This window comes from Modestobacter versicolor (genome assembly GCF_014195485.1).
GTDB classification, from domain to species: domain Bacteria; phylum Actinomycetota; class Actinomycetes; order Mycobacteriales; family Geodermatophilaceae; genus Modestobacter; species Modestobacter versicolor.
Genome location: NZ_JACIBU010000001.1, coordinates 441,272 through 459,547, shown reverse-complemented (window position 1 = coordinate 459,547; position 18,276 = coordinate 441,272). Strand labels below are relative to the sequence as shown.

Genomic DNA, 18,276 nt, shown 5'->3' with positions numbered 1-18,276 from the left:
GTCCGCCGTCCTGCGGAGCAGAGGTCCGGTCATCGGCGCGACCGGGTCATGCTGGACGGCGATCGCGAGCGCAGCGGAGCCGTCGTGCACCGGCCAGGGACGACCACGTGAGCCCGCTCGTCCTGACCACCGCCCGGGCAGGGAGCGGCCCCGATCAGCTCACGGCCGCACCAGCGCCTCCGGAGTCCCGCCGGGCGTCCGGTGTCCGTGGAAGCGCACCCGTCGGCGCACCTCGAAGCCGAGGCGTTCGTAGAGAGCGATGGCACCGGAGTTCTCCGCGGCCACGTGCAGGAACGGTCGCTCGCCGCGGTCCACGACGTGCCGCATCGCAGTCCGCACGAGCGCCGACGCCAGACCCCGCCCGCGCGCCTGCGGCGCGGTGCTCACGGCGCTGATCTCCGTCCAGCCGGGCGGCCGGAGCCGTTCGCCGGCCATGGCGACCAGCACACCGTTCTCCCGGACACCCCAGTAGGTGCCGAGCTCGTCGGTCCTGCTCCAGAACGGTCCTGGACGGGTGACGCCGGTCAGGGCGAGCATGTCCGCGACGTCGGCTGGCCCCAGTTCGACGACGTCCGCAGCGACCGGCACCCCGCCGGCGGGTGCCCGCGGGTCGGCCACCATCTGCACGCCCTCCAGGCTGAACACGGGCGCCCAGTCCGCCGGCGGTTCCACGGACGCGCTGAACAGGTCGGCCAGCTCGCCGGGCCCGAGCAGCGCGGCCAGGTCAGCCCAGTCGGACGGGGTTGGCTCGAGCAGCACAGCCGCGAAGGTGGCGACCTCGGGCAGGTACGCGGCTGTTCCGCCGACCCGTCGGGCGAGGTGTGCGTGGTGGCCGCGCAGCGACTCCCCCACGGGGTCGTCGAGCACGGTGGAGGAGACGTCGGCATCCCCGCTGGACACCATGCTGCCCGGGCCCCGGCCGCTCGCGGTGTCCGTCATGCCGAACCGCTGCGTGGGACGGCACCGAGGAGCATGGTGCGGATCGCCAGCTGCAGGGAGTCCTCCAGTTCGCGGTGGAGCACGGCGAGCGCCGGGTCGGCCTCGTAGGCAGCGCGCACGCCCGGCGGTGGAGAGCTGTAGGGCGCCAGGGCGCCGGCCAGGACCATCGTCTGGAAGCAGAACGTCTCGGCTGCGGCGCCCAGTTCGGGCACGTGGCGGCGCAGGAGGTCGGCCGCGGCGGTGAGCTGGCTCAGGGCCGCGCGCTTGTGGCGTGCGACGACCTCGGCGGTGACGTTGTGCTCCAGGACGCCGCCCTGTGCCCCGAGCAGGTCGCACAGCACGCGGTTGGCGGCCAGGGAGCGGGCGAGGACCGCGGACAGCTGCTCGCCGCGAGCCACCAGCGGCAGCCCCGCGTCGACCCCGGTCGCGAGGTCGTCGGCCAGCCCGTCGAGCCAGTCCTGCAGCACCGACTGCATCAGCTCGAGCAGCACGCCCTCGCGGGAGTCGAAGTAGCGCAGGACGTTCGACTTGGCCAGGCCGACGCGGCGGCTGAGCTCGTTGAGGCTGACGTCAGCCAGCGGCATCTCCTCGAGCATGGCCGCCGCCGTGTTCAGGATCGCCCGACGTCTGACCTCGCGCTGCTCTTCGCTCCGGGCTCGCTGGAAGGTCACGGAGCGACTCTAGCACTTGCAGACCGCCGGTCTCTTGACATCGGACCGCCGGTCTCTTACTGTCCTCCACACAACAGACCGACGGTCTTTTCAGGAGGACGACGATGGGCACCCACTGGACAGCGGATGACATACCCGACCAGCAGGGCCGGGTGGCGGTCGTGACGGGCGCCAACACCGGTCTGGGCTTCGAGACCGCGAAGGTCCTCGCCGGACGCGGCGCCACGGTGGTGCTGGCCGTGCGGGACGTCGACAAGGGAGAGCGGGCAGCGGCCCGCATGGCCGGCGCCGTCGCCGTCCAGCAGCTCGACCTGACCTCGCTGGACTCCGTCCGCACGGCCGCCGCCCAGCTGCGTCGGGCGCACCCGCAGATCGATCTGCTCATCAACAACGCCGGGGTGATGTACACCCCGAGGCAGTCGACGGTGGACGGCTTCGAGCGCCAGTTCGGCACCAACCACCTCGGCCACTTCGCTCTCACGGGGCTGCTGCTCGACCTGCTGCTGCCCGTTCCCGGCTCCCGCGTCGTGACCGTCAGCAGCACCGGCCACCGCATCCGCGCGGCGATCCACTTCGACGACCTGCAGTGGGAACGCTCGTACTCCCGCGCCGGCGCCTACGGGCAGTCCAAGCTCGCGAACCTCATGTTCACCTACGAGCTGCAGCGCCGGCTCGCGGCGCACGGCCCGCCCACCCTGGCGGCGGCCGCGCACCCCGGGGTGTCGAACACCGAACTCGTGCGCAACTCCCCGGCTCTGGTCCGGGCGCCGATGGACCGGCTGGCCCCTCTCGTCACCCAGTCCGCCGCGATGGGCGCCCTGCCGACGCTGCGGGCCGCGACCGACCCGTCGGTCCTGGGTGGGCAGTACTACGGCCCCGGCGGCCGTCGTGAGGTCCGCGGGTACCCCAGGCTCGTCACGTCCAGCCCTGAGTCGTACGACCTCGCCGTCCAGCAGCGGCTGTGGGCGGTCTCCGAGGACCTCACGGGCGTGACGTTCGGTGTCTGAGCACCCCGTCTCGACCAGCTGTGGAGCCGCGTCGATCCTGGTCGAGTTCGTCTGTGCGCCCATGACCGTCGGAGCTGTCGCAGCCAGCGGACGACCGCTCACCCGCGCGGCCATCGCACCGGTGTCGTCGAGCGCAGCTGTCGTCGTCGAACTCGGTCCCGGTACCGGAGCGATGACCGGACCCATCACCGAGCGGCTTGCCAGCGGCGGCCGGCAGCTCGCGATCGAGGTGAACACCCGGCTGGCCGCACGGCTGTCCACCCAGCACCCCGCGGTCGAGGTGGTGCAGGCGGACGCCGTCGACCTCCGGGCAGTCCTCACCGAGCGCGGCATCGCGGACGTCGACGTCATCGTCAGCGGCCTGCCGTGGGCCGCCTTCCCGGCTCGGCAGCAGGAGCACCTGCTCGACGCCGTGGTCGACTCCCTCTCCCCCGACGGCGTGTTCACCACCTTCGCGTACGTCCACACCCGGTGGACGCCCGCCGCTCGGCGGTTCCGCCGGGATCTGGAAGCGCGGTTCGAGGAGGTCATCATCGGGCGGACCGTGTGGCGGAACCTCCCTCCAGCACTGGTGTACTACGCGCGCCGGCCTCGCTGAGTCGGTCCAGGCCGGGGCGAGCAGCTCTTCGACATCAGCTCCAGCGGGGTCGACTTCGCTGACACCCGCCACCGGGAGTCGGTCGACTGACGTCAGCAAGGGCGGTTCGTCACCTCTTCCATCCCGGGCGGCAAGGGGGCGAGCGGCGCGACGAACACGAGTAGTGTCGACACGAGAACCCGACGGACGAGTTCCCCGTCGCAACGGTGCGTCAGACAGCGGCGCACGTACGTGTGAGCCTCACCGGTCCACTCCGTGGCTCCACACCGAGGACGCATCCTGCCTCCCGGCAACCTGACCGGAGCGCATGGAATGAGTTCCATCGATCGCAATTCCGCTGTCGACGAAGCCACGGCCTTCGAGCTGCTCGGCGGCATTGCACTGTCCGAGCACTCGCTGCACTCGGTCTTCCAGGCCGTCGCCGACCTGACCAAGCAGGTCATGCCCGGGGACATCGAGGCGTCGGTCAGCCTGCTCGTGGCGGACAAGGCGACCACCGTGGTCTACACCGGACAGCTGGCACTGGACCTCGATGAGAGCCAGTACGGCCGCGGCTACGGACCCTGCCTGCACGCCGCCAGCACGGGGCAGGCGGTCGAGGTCGAGGACGCCCGGACGGAGGTGCGCTGGCCCGACTACATGAAGAGCGCCGTCGAGCGGGGTGGGCTCAGCTCCCTGTCCATACCCCTGGGCAGTCCCACGACCTCGGGGGCCGGGCTGAACATCTACGCACGTGAGGCCGCCGCGTTCGACGACGACAGCCGCCGCATCGGGCACCGGTTCGCGCGCTTCGCCGGAGTCGCCGTGGCCAACCTCAACGCCTACCAGAGCGCCCGTGAGCAAGCCGACAACCTGCAGGTCGCCCTGGAGTCCCGAGCGGTCATCGACCAGGCCAAGGGGATCCTCATCGAGCGGTACAAGCTGACCGCCGACGAGGCCTTCAAGCTCCTCGCCCAGGCATCCATGGCCAGCAACCAGAAGTTGCGACTCGTCGCCGACCACCTGGTGACCACCGGCGAACTGATCATGCCGCCCAGCCGTTCGTGATCGACCGAGAGCTCGCGCGTCCGGCCGCGGGGCTCGCTCAGGACGCTCGCGGCCGGCCGCGTCATCGCGCGCGGCGCCCGAGGCGACTGATGCCGACCGCCGGGGCGACGTCCCGCTGGTCCTAACGCGACTCGCCGGCGTCCAGCGCAAGCCGTTCCAGGGGCACGTCGCGGGCGAGGACCCGGGCGGCGACGTCGTCGAGGTCCGCCCCCTCGCCGTAGGCGTACCCGCGCAGCAGCGCCAGGGCGTCCGGGCCGGTCACGCCGAGACCGGAGTTGACGAACCCCATGGCCTGCCAGACCAAGGACCGGCGCTCCGCGGCCGGCGCATCGAGCCACGCCGGCCCGTCCGCGCTGGTGGGATCCTGCCGACGCGTCGCCTGGAACGTCTCGACGACCTCACGCGCCACGGTGAGCGCATCCAGCAGGGTCACCGACCCGACGTCGCCCGGCGGGACCAGGTACAGGTCGAGCGCGCCGAAGGCGCGGAGATCGTCCTCCAGCGGCAGCGCGATGATCCCGCGGATGGACGTGCGGGCCACCAACTCGTCGTAGAACGCCGGCCAGCGCGACTCGATCATGGCCTCGTCGGCGACGATCGGCCGGCCGGACGCATGGGCGGACAGGCAGGGCCCTTCGCCCACCGTGAACTGCAGGCGTTCCACCTCCGCCGACTGCTCGTCGCTGGCCCCGAGCGGCAGCCTCCGGTCGGAGGCGAAGAACAGGCTGATGCCTCCCCCGTCGACGGGCAGCACGGCGGCCGCGGCTCTGGCCAGTCGCTCCGGCAGGAGCTCGGGACCAGCCAGGTCCACCGCGGACGCCGCCAGGGCGACCTTGAAGCGCTCGCTCGTGCTCACGGAACTCCATCTGCAACTGGTGAGGTGACCAGTTGCAGCGAACGCACCGGTGTCACCGCGGGCCTGGCTGTCCTCACCGGGCACCACCGCCATGCCCAGTGCCGATCCGCAGCAACCCCGCTGCGGTCGCGGCGTCCGGTCATCGGTCTCCAGGCGCATCGACCGGTACCACGTTCGGCTGATGGGCACCGACCAGCAGGTCAGGGTGGCCGGTTCGTCCAGGGGGAGCCTCGGCGACGTCATGAGCCAGGTGGCGCGGCAGCTGCAGGAAGAGCACGGGGACGTCGAGGCGACCCTGCGGGGCATCACCCGGTCAGCGGTCGGCACGATCCCCGGCGCCGCCGAGTGCGGCATCAGCTACGTCATCGGCCGAGCCGCGGTGGAGCCCAGGGCCTGGACCAGCGACCTGCCGAAGGACGTCGACTCACTGCAGAGCCGTCTCCACGAGGGACCGTGCTCGGACGCGGTCTGGGAGAACAGGGTCGTCAGTGTCGTCGACGTCGGTGCGGATGGACGCTGGCCGCAGTTAGCCCGGGAGGCTCCGCAGCTGGGCGTCGGCAGCATGCTGTGCTTTCAGCTGTTCGTCGAGGGCGACGACCTCGGCGCGTTCAACGTCTACGGCCGTGAGCCGGGCGCCTTCGACGACGAGTCCCAGGAGACCGGGTTGATGTTCGCCGGGCACGCCGCCGTCGCGCTGGCCAGCGCCGAGCACGAGGAGAACCCGCGCGGCGGGATGGCCAACCGGGACCTGATCGGCGAGGCCAAGGGCATCGGGACGGAGCGCCACCAGCTGACCGCCGACCAGGCCTTCGCCGTGCTGATCCGCACCTCGTCGTTGACCAACCGCAAGCTGCGCGACCTCGCGGACGAACTGACGACCACCGGTCAGCTGCCGACCGCGTAGCCGCCCCGGTACCGAGGCCGGGCGCGTGACCACCGCAGGTCGCCGGGCGTGAGACGATGCCACGTGACCGACGCTGCCGTTGACCCGACCAGCACCGACCCGCTGCGCTCGCTGCTGCGCGCCTCACACCTGCTCGCAGCCGACCAGCTGCCCGCCACCGTCCAGACCCACGCCCGGCTGCTGGGCGCACGCGAGACGGTGCTCTACCTGGCCGACTACGAGCAGGCCACCCTCCTGCCCCTGCCGGGCCCGGGGGTGCCGGAGCGCCAGGAGCTGGCGATCGACGGCACCATGGCCGGACGGGCGTTCCGCCGAGTCGAGGTCATCCGCAGCGCCGTCCGCGAAGCCTCGCACCGGCTGTGGATCCCCCTGCTGAACGGTGTTGAGCGCCTCGGCGTCGTGGAGATGGTCTTCGCCACCGCGCCGACCCGCGCCGTGGACGACGACGCACGTGTCTTCGCGTCCCTGGTCGCTGAGCTCGTGGTGGTCAACGACGCGTACAGCGACGCCTTCACCCGGCTGCGACGGCGCAAGACACTCAGCCTCGCGGCGGAGATCCAGTGGGAGCTGCTGCCGCCGCTGAGCTTCGGGACCCACCGGGTGGTCATCACCGGCGCGCTGGAGCCGGCCTACGACATCGGCGGGGACACCTTCGACTACGCCGTCACCGGCGACCACGCCGACCTGCTGGTCCTCGACTCCGTCGGCCACGGCCTCCCTGCCGCGTTCCTGGCCAGCGCGGCGGTCGGGACCTACCGGCACGCCCGCCGGGACATGCTGGACCTGCCCGACATGGCCCAGGCCGTGAACGACGTCATCGCCACCCACTTCACCGGGTCGCAGTTCGCCACCGCAGTGCTGGCCCGGCTGGACCTCGACACCGGCCGGCTGCGCTGGGTCAACGCCGGGCACCCCCCGCCCCTCATCCTGCGCGGTGGCTCGCTGGTCCAGCCGCCCCACTGCCCACCGGACCGCCCGCTGGGCCTGCAGGACCGGAAGGCGATCTGCTGCGAGACCCGGCTCGAACCAGGCGACCGGGTCCTGCTCCACACCGACGGGATCACCGAGGCCCGGTCCCCCGACGGGGAGTTCTTCGGCGAGCAGCGGCTCGCCGACTTCGTCACCACCGCCACCGCCGCCGGCGACCCGGCACCGGAGACCATGCGGCGCTTGATGCGCAGCGTGCTGGCACACCAGGCCGACCAGCTCCAGGACGACGCCAGCATCGTCTTCCTGGAATGGCTCACCGGTGACGAGGAGGGCCTGCAGGTGTAGCCCCGGGCGAAGCGCAGCCGGGAGGCGGCGACGGCCCACCACGCTGCCGGGAGCGGCGGGCAGGAGGCCCGCGGTCGACGGTCAGCTGGGCTTGACGAGGCAGGCCCAGACGAGCTTCCGGTCGGGTTCGTAGTGGACACCGTGCTCGGCGGTGAGGTCGGCGATCACGTAGAGGCCGTAGCCACCCTGCCCGGCGGGGCGGTCCCTGGCCGGCGTGGGTGCCACTCCGGGCGCGCCGTCGGTGACGATGACGATCCACCGTCCGTCGTCGTCACCGATGTGCAGGCTCGAGGGCGGCGACCCGTGGCGCAGCGCGTTGGACGTCAGTTCGTCGATCACCAGGACCGCGCGCTCGATGGCGTCCTCGACGGCTGGAGCCAGGTCCGCGTGCTCCCCGGCACCCAGCGAGGCCCGCAGGAAGTGCTGCACCTGACGGCGCACGAGGCTCAGGCCGCGGAGCGACTCCAGCTGCACCAGGAGCCGGGTCTCGGTCGATGCGGGCACGGGGCTGTCCTCGTGCCAGGAGGCGTAGGCCTCCGCGTACTCCGCCGGGGTGTTCGTGGAGCCGCTCACGGTCGCCTGCCCTCCTGACCCGGGGCCGGACTCCTGCGCGGTGGGGTGATCGCGGCTGCGGTCACCGGGTCAGCGCTCCCACTCGTGGACGGCGATGCTGTCGGGGAGGTGGTCGGGGCCGGCTCCCGCGTGCAGTGGGCGGTGCAGGCGGACGGCGACGAGGGCGACGTCGTCGGCGGGGTGCCCGTCGACCAGCTGCTCGAGGAGCCGGTCGCAGAGCTCCTCCAGCGGCAGGTGCACCAGCTCGGCGGCCGACCGCTGCAGCCGGGCGACACCGGCGTCCAGGTCGCTTCCGGGCCGCTCGACCAGCCCATCGGTGTAGAGCAGCACCGTCGCGCACGGAGGCAGCTCCAGGGCGATCTGCCCACGGGACCTGCCAGGGTCCACGCCGAGCATCAGCCGGCCGGAGACCTCCGGGACGTCGACGAGCCCGCCGTCCGCATCGAGCACGACCGGTGCAGGGTGTCCGGCACTGGCCCACCGCAGCCGGGCGGTCCCGCGGGCGACGTCCTCGGTGGTCCGCTCGAGCCGGCCCATGCCGACGGTGGCGTAGGTGCGCAGTCCCAGCTGCACGATCCCGCTGTCCAGGATGTCGAGCACGTGCGCGGGGTCCGAGCCGCCCGCCACGGCGATGCCGCGGAGCAGGCTGCGCAGCTGTCCCATGGTCGCTGCCGCACCGGTGTCGTGGCCGACGACGTCACCGATGACCAGGTTGACGGCGCCGTCGGCCTGCAGGAAGGCGTCGTACCAGTCCCCGCCGACCTGGGCGGTGCCGGTGGCCGGCAGGTACCGGACCGCGATCTGGCAGTGCGTGGGCTGGAACGGCTCGGTCAGCATGCTCCGCTGCAGCTCTTCCGCCAGCTGCCGGCTGCGCGCAGCGGAGCGGCGTTCCCGGGTCAGTGCCTGCAACCGGTCCAGGGCCTGCGCGGACTGGGCAGCGAAGGCCTGCACCAGGTCGACCTCGTCAGGGGAGATGGTGCGCTCCACCGTCCAGCCGGCCAGCAAGGAGCCGAGCAGTCGACCTCGCGCGGACAGCGGGACGCTGATCCACGACCGCTGCCCGGACTGCTCGAACGCCTCCCGCATCTCCGGTGACCAGGCCTGGGCTTCGGACTGGTCCTGGAAGACCACGGTCTGCCCGGTCCGTGCCGTCCACGCGGCGGGCAGTCGGCTCTCCAGGTCGATGGTGCCGAACCGTCGCTGCGCCCCCGACCCCAGGGACGGCGTCATGGTCAGGTGGACGACGCCCTCGTCGTCGTCGCGCAGCGCGATCGCGCCGCCGTCCGCACCGATGGCCGCGAGGCCGGCCTCGGCGAGGATGGCCGTGACGTCCGCGACGGACTCGGCGTCGGTCAGCTGGAGCACCACCTGCGCCATGGCCGCCAGCCGGCGGGTGGCCGCCTCCCGGGAGGCGAGGGCCGCCCGGAGTTCCTGCGTGCGGGCGAACAGGTCGGCCTCGAGCCCGTCGAGCCGAGCCCAGCTGCCGTCCTCCCGGCTCGCGGCGAGGCGCTCCCGTTCGGCCAGGTACTCCGAGACGTCCTCCACCCGTTGCAGCACCAACCGGGTACGGCCGGCCTCGTCGAGCACGGGCGCGCTGATCAGCGACCAGGCGCGCGGGACCGGGCGGCCCGTCTCCTGGTCGACCACCTCGTACCGGAACAGCGGCATGTGGTCGGGCGCGCCGGTGTCGCGGGCGCGCTCGAACGAGGTCTGCAGCGGGTTGACGCCGTCGGCGTCCAGTGCCTCCGGTGACGGCGGGAAGGCATCGAAGACGTACCGGCCGATCAGCTCCGCGCGCGTGCGGCCGAGCAGCTCCAGGTACGCCGGGTTCGCGTCCACGATCGTCAGGTCCGGGGACATCACCAGGTAGGCCGTGGGCAGCGCCGCGAAGACCGCGGCGAAGTCCCCGTCGGTGGCGCGGCCGACGGCGCCGTCGTCCACGCCCACGTGGTTTCCCCCGAGCCCTGCGTCTGGCGAGTGCGCGACACATCGCGCGTGATCTGGACTGTTCCATCATGCGGCATCCGCCGGCCGGGCGGGTGGCGGCCCCGCCGGGGCGGCGGAGCGCGCACGGGGTGCCGGCCTCGGGCCCCCACGTCGACGGGTCCCTCACCGCACCTCGACCGGCGGTCCGCGAGTCGGGTGTGCGACGGTGGGTCCTGCCCGTCGGACCAAGGGTCGAGCCGGTGCCGGGCGCGGGCCAGCGGGACCGGCCCGCACGAGCCCAGCAGCGGGCGCGCACGGAGGGCAGGAGAAGATGAGCACCGAGCACTGGCCGCAGCTCTCGCTGCCCGATGTCAGCGACCGGGCGCAGCGGGAGTGGCGGTGGGACATCGATCGCCCCGCTCAGCTCACGGCCGCGCGGACGGCCCTTCGCGACGACGTCTCCGGCGGCGCGATGCCGGCGGGGGCACAGCCGGACGACGTGGACCGGCTGTTGCTGGCCTTCGAGGAGCTGGCGTCCAACGGCCTGCGGCACAGCGGCCATCCGATCGTGGTCACGGTGACCGGCTGCTCCTCCGGCTGGCTGATCGACGTCAGCGACGCCCGCCCCGACCAACCCCCCGTGCCTGCGGTCGACCGCGATCCCTCACTCGGCGGCCTCGGCCTCTACCTGATCGCCCGGCTCGCGGCGGCGCACGGCTGGGTGGTCGCCGGCGTCCGCAAGCACGTCTGGGCCTGCATCGTCCCGGTCACGGTCTGATGCCGCGCGTGACCTGCCCGGACCGCACCGCCCCTCCGGCGACCACGACGTGGGCTCGCCCGGGCCGTGCACGACGGGCAGTCGCGGCGCCACCCGGTGTCCGGGCGGCCGCAGCCACCGGGGGTCGACGGGGTCGATGAGCGAGTACGGCGACGACGCGTCCCGCACCAGGACGTCCGAGCTGGCCGGTGGACCGGGCGAGGCCCGCCGGGCGCTGCTGGACCTGGCGGTCACCGCAGCCGGCGTCGGCATGTTCGACTGGGTCCTGGCCGCCGACGACCTCGGTTGGGACGAGCGGCTGATCGAGCTGTTCGGCTACGACCCCGCCACCTTCGACCAGGCCTTCGCGGCCTTCACCGACCGGGTGCACCCCGAGGACGTCGACCGGGTCACCGGGCTGCTGCAGGACGCGGTCGACACCGTCGGGGAGTACTCGGCGGAGTACCGGGTGGTCCTCCCCGACGGCGGCATCCGGTGGCTGGCCGCACGTGGCCGCGCGCTGGCCGACGAGGCCGGCCGCACCGTCCGGGTGATCGGCGCCGCGTGGGACGTCACCGAGCGACGCGCCGAGCAGGAGCGCATCGCCCAGATCGTCGACTCGATGGCGGTCGGGTTCATCGCGGTGGACCACGACTGGGTGATCACCCACGTCAACACCGAGGCCGAGCGCATCACCGGCTACCCGCGCGAGCAGCTGCTCGGCAGGGACCTGTGGGACCAGTTCTCCGCCGCCGTCGGCACGGAGTTCGAGCGGAGCTACCGCCGCGCCGCGGCCACCGGCCAGACCCAGGCGCTGGACGCCTACTACCCCGAGCCGCTCGACGTGTGGGTCGAGGTGCGGGCCGTGCCCGGCCCCGCCGGGCTGGCGCTGCACTTCGTCGACATCACCGCCCGGGCCCTGGCCGTCCAGCAGGCCGAGCGGGCCGCTGCCCGCGAGCAGCTGCTCAGCCGGATCACCGAGGAGCTCGCCGGCACCCTGGACGCCGATGACGCCGCCACCCGCCTGGCGCGGCTGATCACCCCCGCGGTCGCCGACTGGTGCATCGTCACCCTGATCGAGGACACCTCCGCGGCCGGCGACCGTCGCGGGCTGCGGACCGCCGCCTCGTGGCACACCGACCCGGCGATGCGCGACACCGTCGAGGCCTACGCGCAGTCGCGGCTGTCGGTGATGGACGACGACGCGATCGTCGTCCGCGCGCTGCGCACCGGGCAGCCCCAGCACCTGCCGACCGGCGCGGCAGGTTTCGCGGAGGACATGCTGGCGCCGGGCCTGGCCCGCGACCTCGTCGACGTCCTCGCCCCCGAGGCCGTCCTGGTCATGCCGCTGCCCGGGCGCACCGGGCCGGTCGGGTTGCTGACCGTGTGCAACGGCGCCCGACGGGGCCCGTTCAGCCCCGAGGACCTGGTCAGCATCCGGCACGTCGCCGCCCGGGCCGGCCTGGTGCTGGACAACGCCCGCCTCTACCGGCAGCAGCGCGACCTCGCCGAGGGCTTCCAGCGGTCGCTGCTCACCGCACCTCCCCAGCCCGACCACCTGCAGATCGTGGTCCGCTACGTCCCGGCCGCGCAGGCCGCCGAGGTCGGCGGCGACTGGTACGACGCGTTCCTCCAGCCTGCCGGGGCCACCGTGCTCGTCATCGGCGACGTCGTCGGCCACGACACCCAGGCGGCTGCCGCCATGGGCCAGATCCGCACCGTCGTGCGGACGCTCGGCGCCCATGACGACGACGGGCCCGCTGCCGTCGTGGCCCAGGCCGACCAGGTCATGCATGCGCTGCAGTCGGCCATCCTCGCCACGGCCGTCGTCGCCCGGCTCGAGCAGACGGACGACGAGCACGACCAGGGACTCACCCGACTGCGCTGGTCGAACGCCGGTCACCCCCCGCCGCTGGTCCTGACCCCCGACGGGCAGGTGGAGCTCCTCGCCACCGAGCGCGCTGACCTGCTCCTCGGCGTCGACCCGAGCACCACCCGACGCGAGTCGGTGATCACCGTCCAGCGGGAGACGGTGGTCCTGCTCTACACCGACGGCCTGGTCGAACGCCGCTCCGAGGACCTCGACCACGGGCTGGCACGGCTGCAGGCGATCGTCGCCGAGCTGGCCGGCCGCGACCTCGACGAACTCGTCGACGAGGTGCTGGACCGCATGCTGCCCGCCATCCCCGACGACGACGTCGCGCTGATCGCCGTCCGGCTCCACCGCCAGGACCAGCCCCGCCCACCCGAGGCCGGGCCGAACCGCCTGCCACCCGACGTGCCCGCGGCCTGACGCCGTCGGGCTGCCTGCCCCCTCGCTCCACGAGCACGCTGAGCAGCACCGCCGTCAGCGACGGCGGCGAGCTGCCGCGTTGAGCTCCGCGGGCGTGGACGCCGGATCACGCCGGGTCGACGGGTGCCGGGACGATCCGGACGCCCATCCGCACCAGCCGCGCCACGGCCTCGTCGTCGGCGGGCGCGTCGGTCACCACGCCGGCCACGGCCGACAGCGGCAGGACGGAGAACCGCGACGCGGCACCGATCTTCTCGGTGCTGGCCAGCACGTAGGTGTCCGCGGCTCGCCGGGACAGCGCACGCTTCATCGCCGCCTCGTCGGCGTCGCCGGTGGTCAGGCCGCTGTCCGGGTGCACACCGGTGACGCCCAGCAGGAAGAGGTCTGCGTTGACCGCCTCGGCCGCCTCCACCGCAGCCGCTCCGGAGGCGACCGCGGAGTGCTTGAACAGGCGGCCTCCCAGCACGTAGACCTCGACACTGGGGTGGTCGACCAGCGCCGCGGCCACCGTGGGGCTGTGCGTGACGATGGTCGCGTCGAGATCACGCGGCAGCGCACGGGCGACGGCGAGCGCGGTCGTGCCCCCGTCGAGGATCACGGTGTCGCCGGGCTCGATGAGGCCGACGGCTGCCACTGCCACGCGCGCCTTGCTGTCCACGGCCACGCCACGGCGAGTGCCGTAGTCCGCCACGGCCGGAGACGCCGGGACAGCTCCGCCGTAGACGCGTTGGCACAGGCCGGCCGCGGCCATCTCCCGGAGGTCCCGCCGGACGCTGTCCTCGCTCACCCCCAGCTCGGCCGCGACGTCCGTGGAGAGGACGCGCCCGTCGCGACGCAGCCGTCCGAGCAGGAGGTCACGACGTTCGGTCACGAGTACGCGGCGGTCTGATGGTGGCTGCATGATGCTTCCGATTGTTGCACGTTTGTGCATAGTCTGCAGCCATGACAACGGCTGCACGACCACTCCTCGTCCTGATCGCCGGGCCGTACCGCTCCGGGACCGGGGACGACCCCGAGCTCATGGCCGCCAACCTCCGCACGCTGGAACGAGCAGCCTGGCCGCTCTTCCAGGCCGGTCACCTGCCGGTGATCGGCGAGTGGGTGGCCCTCCCCGTGCTGCACAGTGCCGGCGCAGACGTCCACTCCCCACTGGCGGACCAGGTGCTCTACCCGACGGCCGAGCGTCTGCTGGCCCACTGCGACGCCGTGCTCCGCCTGCCCGGTGAGTCGACCGGCGCCGACCAGGACGTCGCGATCGCCAGGCAGCGCGGCCTGCCCGTCTACACGCGGCTCGAGGACGTCCCCGGCGTCGTCGTCCCGGCCGTCGCTTGACCGCGCCCCCACCCGCCGGCCCGCAGGGCGGGTCGCTCCGGGACGGCGGAGCGGTCCGCGGGCTCCGCGTACGTCCCGCGCGCCTCTCGGACGCCGACGCCCTCCAGGCGCTGAGCTCGGCGTCGATCCGACAGGTGGCCGCAACGCACTACAGCCCGGCCCAGGTGGAGGCATGGGCCTCGACCCGCACGGTCTCCCGGCATCGACGGATGATCCGGGAGACGACCGTGCTCGTCGCGGACGACGCGGCGGACCGGGTCGGCGGGTTCGCCTCGATCGCCCTGGCGGCCACGGGTCAGCTGGAGCGTGGCGAGGTCGACCAGCTGTTCGTCGCCCCGGAGCACGGTGGGCGCGGGGTGGCTCGCCTGCTGCTCGACGCGATCGAGCTGGCCGCCGCCCGTGCCGGCGTGTCCGACCTGCTCACCCACGCCTCCTGGCGTGCCGTGCCGGTGTTCGAGCGGCGAGGCTTCCGACACGTCGAGGTGGAGACCGTGCACATCGGCGACCAGGTCCTGACCCGGGCACTGATGCGCAGGCGCGCCCCGTGACGTCGTCCCCGCAGCGGTCGGGCGGTGGAGGGATGGTCGCGGGTGGGCGCGGGCACGGGTCTTCACGCGCTAGCGGCTGACCGACCCAGCACCTCGGCGAGTTCCGCCGGTCGGCTCACCATCGGCCAGTGCCACGTCGGGAGCTCGACGTACGTCCAGTCGCCGTCGACCATGTGCGCGAACACCGGTGCGTGCGGTGCCATCTGCTGCAGTTGCTCGAGGCTGAAGCTGCACAGCACACCCGTCCGGGGCAGCCGCTGCCAGGCGCCGGTGAGCGCGACCGCTTGGGTGGCGGTGAGCCAGGGCTGCGGCTGGGAGCCTTCGACCAGCGCGGCGACGGCAGCGTCGTCGACCTCGGCCACCTCGGCCGCGAGTACGCCCCAGGGCGGCGGCGGGAGCTTCCAGCCCTCGCCGTGCGTCATGACCAGATCGTCGTTGGCCGCGCGCGCGTCGGGTCCCTCGAAGTCGGCCTGTGCCATGCCGTCCGGCAGGGGCCCCGAGTCGACGTAGACCAGGCGCGCCACGCGCTCAGGCACGCGGTCCGCCGCACCGGTCGTCACGAGGGCGCCGTAGCTGTGGCCGACGAGCACGACGTCGTACAGGTCCCGCTGCTCGAGCAGGTGGACGACGTCGTCGATGTGGGTCGTCAGGTCGGTCTCGGGCGAGGCGAGGTGGGCGCGTTCGCCCATGCCTGGGAGATCGACGGCGTGCACGACATGGCCGCGCTCACGCAGCGAGTCTGCGACGGGGCTCCAGACCCAGGCGCCGAGCCAGAAGCCGGGGACGAGGACGTAGGTGGCGGTGTTCATGGCGGCAACGCTAAGCACGATTGCGGACAGACTCCGCCCGGTATGCTGGCCCCGCGTCACCTTTCTTTCCCAGCAGCGCCGAGGAGGGCCGTGACCCGCCCGACCGCTCGCGTGCTGGCCATGCTGGAGCTGCTCCAGACGGGCGGGCAGCGCACCGTCGGCGATCTCGCTGCTCGGCTCGGGGTCGACGAGCGCACGGTGCGTCGTTACGCCGAGCACCTCGCCGACCTCGGCATCCCCGTCCAGGCGCAACGAGGCAGGTACGGCGGCTACCGGCTCTCACCGGGCTACAAGCTGCCGCCGCTCATGCTCACCGACGACGAGGCCGTCGCCGTCGTCCTGGGGCTCAGGGCCGCGGAACGCGCGGGGCTCGCCACCACCGACCACGCAGCGACGGCGAGCGCGCTGGCCAAGGTGTCGCGTGTGCTGCCGCGGGCCCTGGGCCAGCGGCTCGACAGCCTGCTCTCGACCGCACAGTTCACGACCCCGGTGCGGGCCACCGCTCCCGCCGGCGCCGACACGCTGCTCGGTCTCGCCTCGGCTGCGCAGGCGCGGCGCACCGTTCTGATCGCGTACACCGCCTGGGACGGGCGGGAGTCGCAGCGTGAGCTCGATGTCTACGGCTTGGTCTTCCACTCCGGCCGGTGGTACGTCACCGGACACGACCACGGCCGTGATGACGTGCGGACCTTCCGCTTGGACCGCATCGCCTCAGTCGAGCAGGGCGACGGCTCCTACCTCGTGCCCGCTGACTTCGAGGCCACGACGCAGGTCGTGTCGGGCATCGCGGCGGTCAGGTGGTCGCACGAGGTCTCGGTCGTGTTGCAGACCACCCTCGTGGATGCGCGCGACCGACTGCCCCGGAGCGCGGGACGGCTGAGCGAGCACGTCGGCGGAGTGCTCCTCGAGACGCGCGCCGAGCGCCTCGACGGCATGGCCCGCATGCTGGCCGGGCTCGGCTGGGACTTCGAGGTGATCACCCCGGACGCCCTGCGTGACGAGGTGCTCGCCTTGTCCGACCGCCTCCGAGTCAGCGCGGTGCGCGGCGCTGTCACCGCCACCACAGCTGCGCCGCAGAGTCCTTGAGGACACCACCCGCCCGCACAGCGGAGCCCCCGCACGACGCGCCGAGGCCCAGGTCCGCGACCTGACGCGACCGAGGGCGGGAGGGAGACCCGGACCGCCACGGTTCTCATCGCTGCCCCTACCGGTGCTGGTCGCTACGCGGGGACACCGTCTCCGATCACCTCCCGCGCCAGCGCCTGGAAGTTCGGGCAGGTGGTGAAGTCCCCCGCCTCGCAGTCGACAGCATGTCGGGTGAGGCGCTGGGAGGCCTGGATCGCCGTGATGCGCCGGTCGAGTTCTGCATGGTGGGCCTGGAGCAGGCGAAGGCGGGCGTCAGGGTCCGCATCCAGGATGGCCTTCAGCTCGTCGAGGCCGATCCCTGCTTCCTTGCCACGGACGATCACGGCGATCCGGGAGAGGTCGTCGGGGCCGTAGCACCGGCGCCCTCCGACGTCCCGGGCGGGACGGAGCAGACCCACCGTCTCCCAGTGCCGCAGCACGTGTGGCGGTCTGCCCAGACGGGCGGCGAGCTGACCGATGCTCCACGTCTCGCTTGACCTCATGTCGACATGAAGTCGCAGAGTGCGGTCGTCCGTCAAGGCTCCTCGAGAGGGAGGGCGATCCCGTGTTCGACGTGCTCATCATCGGTGGTGGCGTGGCAGGCCTGTCGGCGGCGCTCATGCTCGGTCGTTCGCATCGCGACGTGTGCGTGCTCGACGCCGGGCGGCCACGCAATGCCCCGGCGCACCGCATGCACAACGTGCTCACCCGCGACGGCACGCCGCCCGAGGAGTACCGCCGCGCTGCGCTCGCCGACCTCGGCCGCTACCCGGCCATCACCATCCGGTCCGAGGAGACGACGGGACTCACGCCGACGCGCGCCGGCTTCGAAGCCACGGTCGCCTCGGGCCGGCCGGTCGCCGGACGCCGGGTGCTCCTCGCCACCGGCTTGGTCGACGTCCTGCCGCCGATCCCGGGGATGGCAGAGCTCTGGGGATCGTCGGTCTTCCACTGCCCCTACTGCCACGGCTGGGAGACGAACGGGCAGGCAGTCGCCGTCCAGGGAGCGTCACCGCAGCGGGTGCGACTGGCCCTGCAGCTGACGCGGTTCACGGATGACGTGGTGCTCTGCACTGACGGCGCCGAGCTCACCGCCCCGGACGACGGCGTGCTCGGCAGGGCGGGGGTCGGCGTCCGACCCGAACGACTCGTCGAACTCGGCGCCCGGGGATCCCGCCTGACCGAGCTCCGGTTCAGTGACGGCGGCACACTCCCTCGTGATGCCTTGTTCGTCGCCAGCTCCACCCGTCAGCGGTCCGCGCTGGCCAGCGGCGCGGGGTGCGCACTGCTGCCCGACGGCGGCATCGAGGTGGACGAGTTCGGGCGCACCTCCGTGCCCGGGATCTACGCCGCCGGGGACATGGCCCATCGCTCCACCCTGCCCATGCCGCTGGCGTCGGTGACGGCGGCCGGCGCGGCCGGTCAGGTGGCCGCCGCCGTGCTCGACCAGGACCTGCTCTCGGACGACTTCGCGCTGCCCGCCCCCTTCCCGACGGCGACGCCGCGATGAGCGACGGGACGACGCGATCCGGTGAGCCTGTGTCCGACTGCCGGGAACGGTCACCGGACCCCGGCCGTCACGCGACCCGTTCTCCGTGACGGCCGGCTCGAGGCAG

At 73.0% G+C, this 18,276-nt stretch carries 19 protein-coding genes; 11 read left to right on the top strand and 8 right to left on the bottom strand.

Annotated elements, in window-relative coordinates; genetic code table 11:
• Positions 1-159: 159 nt before the first annotated feature.
• Together FHX36_RS02100 and FHX36_RS02095 are read right to left on the bottom strand one after the other, a co-directional pair.
• Positions 160-939 carry a GNAT family N-acetyltransferase gene (locus FHX36_RS02100; protein ID WP_220035776.1) on the bottom strand — a complete coding sequence of 260 codons (780 nt, stop codon included), beginning with the start codon at positions 937-939 and terminating at the stop codon, positions 160-162.
• Entirely contained in the window at positions 936-1,610 is a 675-nt protein-coding gene (locus FHX36_RS02095; RefSeq protein ID WP_110550391.1) for a TetR/AcrR family transcriptional regulator, read from the bottom strand. Before FHX36_RS02095 ends, FHX36_RS02100 begins: the two co-directional genes overlap by 4 nt.
• A gap of 104 nt (positions 1,611-1,714) precedes the next feature.
• Here FHX36_RS02095 and FHX36_RS02090 point away from each other — a divergent pair, with 104 nt between their 5' ends.
• From FHX36_RS02090 to FHX36_RS02080, 3 genes are all read left to right on the top strand, one after another.
• Positions 1,715-2,617, top strand: a complete 903-nt coding sequence (locus FHX36_RS02090) for an SDR family NAD(P)-dependent oxidoreductase (protein WP_110550392.1) — start codon at positions 1,715-1,717, stop codon at positions 2,615-2,617.
• A gap of 61 nt (positions 2,618-2,678) precedes the next feature.
• Positions 2,679-3,215: a class I SAM-dependent methyltransferase gene (locus tag FHX36_RS02085; protein ID WP_110550394.1), complete on the top strand. Its 537-nt coding sequence runs from the start codon at positions 2,679-2,681 to the stop codon at positions 3,213-3,215.
• 312 nt (positions 3,216-3,527) lie between these two features.
• Positions 3,528-4,262 carry a GAF and ANTAR domain-containing protein gene (locus FHX36_RS02080; protein WP_110550396.1) on the top strand — a complete coding sequence of 245 codons (735 nt, stop codon included), beginning with the start codon at positions 3,528-3,530 and terminating at the stop codon, positions 4,260-4,262.
• A gap of 121 nt (positions 4,263-4,383) precedes the next feature.
• On the opposite strand, the gene FHX36_RS02075 is transcribed toward FHX36_RS02080, so the two are convergent.
• Positions 4,384-5,277, bottom strand: coding sequence for a GAF domain-containing protein (locus FHX36_RS02075; protein ID WP_181428597.1), 894 nt, complete (start codon positions 5,275-5,277; stop codon positions 4,384-4,386).
• Between the two features lie 22 nt (positions 5,278-5,299).
• Here FHX36_RS02075 and FHX36_RS02070 point away from each other — a divergent pair, with 22 nt between their 5' ends.
• Both FHX36_RS02070 and FHX36_RS02065 read left to right on the top strand, forming a co-directional pair.
• On the top strand, positions 5,300-6,022 hold the full coding sequence (locus FHX36_RS02070; RefSeq protein ID WP_110550398.1) for a GAF and ANTAR domain-containing protein: 723 nt from the start codon (positions 5,300-5,302) through the stop codon (positions 6,020-6,022).
• Positions 6,023-6,085: 63 nt separating this feature from the next.
• On the top strand, positions 6,086-7,297 hold the full coding sequence (locus FHX36_RS02065) for a PP2C family protein-serine/threonine phosphatase (RefSeq protein WP_110550400.1): 1,212 nt from the start codon (positions 6,086-6,088) through the stop codon (positions 7,295-7,297).
• Between the two features lie 81 nt (positions 7,298-7,378).
• On the opposite strand, the gene FHX36_RS23750 is transcribed toward FHX36_RS02065, so the two are convergent.
• Positions 7,379-7,870: an ATP-binding protein gene (locus FHX36_RS23750; RefSeq protein ID WP_110550402.1), complete on the bottom strand. Its 492-nt coding sequence runs from the start codon at positions 7,868-7,870 to the stop codon at positions 7,379-7,381.
• 69 nt (positions 7,871-7,939) lie between these two features.
• A complete protein-coding gene (locus FHX36_RS23745; RefSeq protein ID WP_110550404.1) occupies positions 7,940-9,811 on the bottom strand; it encodes a SpoIIE family protein phosphatase in 1,872 nt (623 codons plus the stop codon).
• Between the two features lie 316 nt (positions 9,812-10,127).
• Between FHX36_RS23745 and FHX36_RS02050 the strand changes: the two genes are divergently transcribed.
• A complete protein-coding gene (locus FHX36_RS02050; RefSeq protein WP_110550406.1) occupies positions 10,128-10,574 on the top strand; it encodes an ATP-binding protein in 447 nt (148 codons plus the stop codon).
• Positions 10,575-10,710: 136 nt separating this feature from the next.
• Complete coding sequence (locus FHX36_RS02045) at positions 10,711-12,846, top strand: SpoIIE family protein phosphatase (protein ID WP_110550407.1); 2,136 nt, start codon at positions 10,711-10,713, stop codon at positions 12,844-12,846.
• A 106-nt stretch (positions 12,847-12,952) separates the two neighbouring features.
• Here the strand turns inward: FHX36_RS02045 and FHX36_RS02040 are convergent, their stop codons facing one another.
• Positions 12,953-13,747 (bottom strand): DeoR/GlpR family DNA-binding transcription regulator, encoded by a 795-nt coding sequence (locus tag FHX36_RS02040; protein ID WP_110550409.1) that lies wholly within the window; start codon positions 13,745-13,747, stop codon positions 12,953-12,955.
• A 41-nt stretch (positions 13,748-13,788) separates the two neighbouring features.
• Between FHX36_RS02040 and FHX36_RS02035 the strand changes: the two genes are divergently transcribed.
• Both FHX36_RS02035 and FHX36_RS02030 read left to right on the top strand, forming a co-directional pair.
• Positions 13,789-14,178: a DUF4406 domain-containing protein gene (locus FHX36_RS02035; protein ID WP_110550412.1), complete on the top strand. Its 390-nt coding sequence runs from the start codon at positions 13,789-13,791 to the stop codon at positions 14,176-14,178.
• Between the two features lie 134 nt (positions 14,179-14,312).
• Complete coding sequence (locus FHX36_RS02030; protein ID WP_181428599.1) at positions 14,313-14,726, top strand: GNAT family N-acetyltransferase; 414 nt, start codon at positions 14,313-14,315, stop codon at positions 14,724-14,726.
• 62 nt (positions 14,727-14,788) lie between these two features.
• Here FHX36_RS02030 and FHX36_RS02025 read toward each other — a convergent pair whose 3' ends face one another.
• Entirely contained in the window at positions 14,789-15,535 is a 747-nt protein-coding gene (locus FHX36_RS02025; RefSeq protein WP_110550416.1) for an alpha/beta fold hydrolase, read from the bottom strand.
• Positions 15,536-15,625: 90 nt separating this feature from the next.
• On the opposite strand from FHX36_RS02025, the gene FHX36_RS02020 reads away from it, so the two are divergent.
• Entirely contained in the window at positions 15,626-16,621 is a 996-nt protein-coding gene (locus FHX36_RS02020; RefSeq protein WP_110550418.1) for a helix-turn-helix transcriptional regulator, read from the top strand.
• A gap of 134 nt (positions 16,622-16,755) precedes the next feature.
• Here FHX36_RS02020 and FHX36_RS02015 read toward each other — a convergent pair whose 3' ends face one another.
• Positions 16,756-17,163 (bottom strand): MerR family transcriptional regulator, encoded by a 408-nt coding sequence (locus tag FHX36_RS02015; protein WP_110550420.1) that lies wholly within the window; start codon positions 17,161-17,163, stop codon positions 16,756-16,758.
• Positions 17,164-17,225: 62 nt separating this feature from the next.
• Between FHX36_RS02015 and FHX36_RS02010 the strand changes: the two genes are divergently transcribed.
• Entirely contained in the window at positions 17,226-18,170 is a 945-nt protein-coding gene (locus FHX36_RS02010) for an NAD(P)/FAD-dependent oxidoreductase (protein ID WP_110550422.1), read from the top strand.
• Positions 18,171-18,276: the final 106 nt, after the last annotated feature.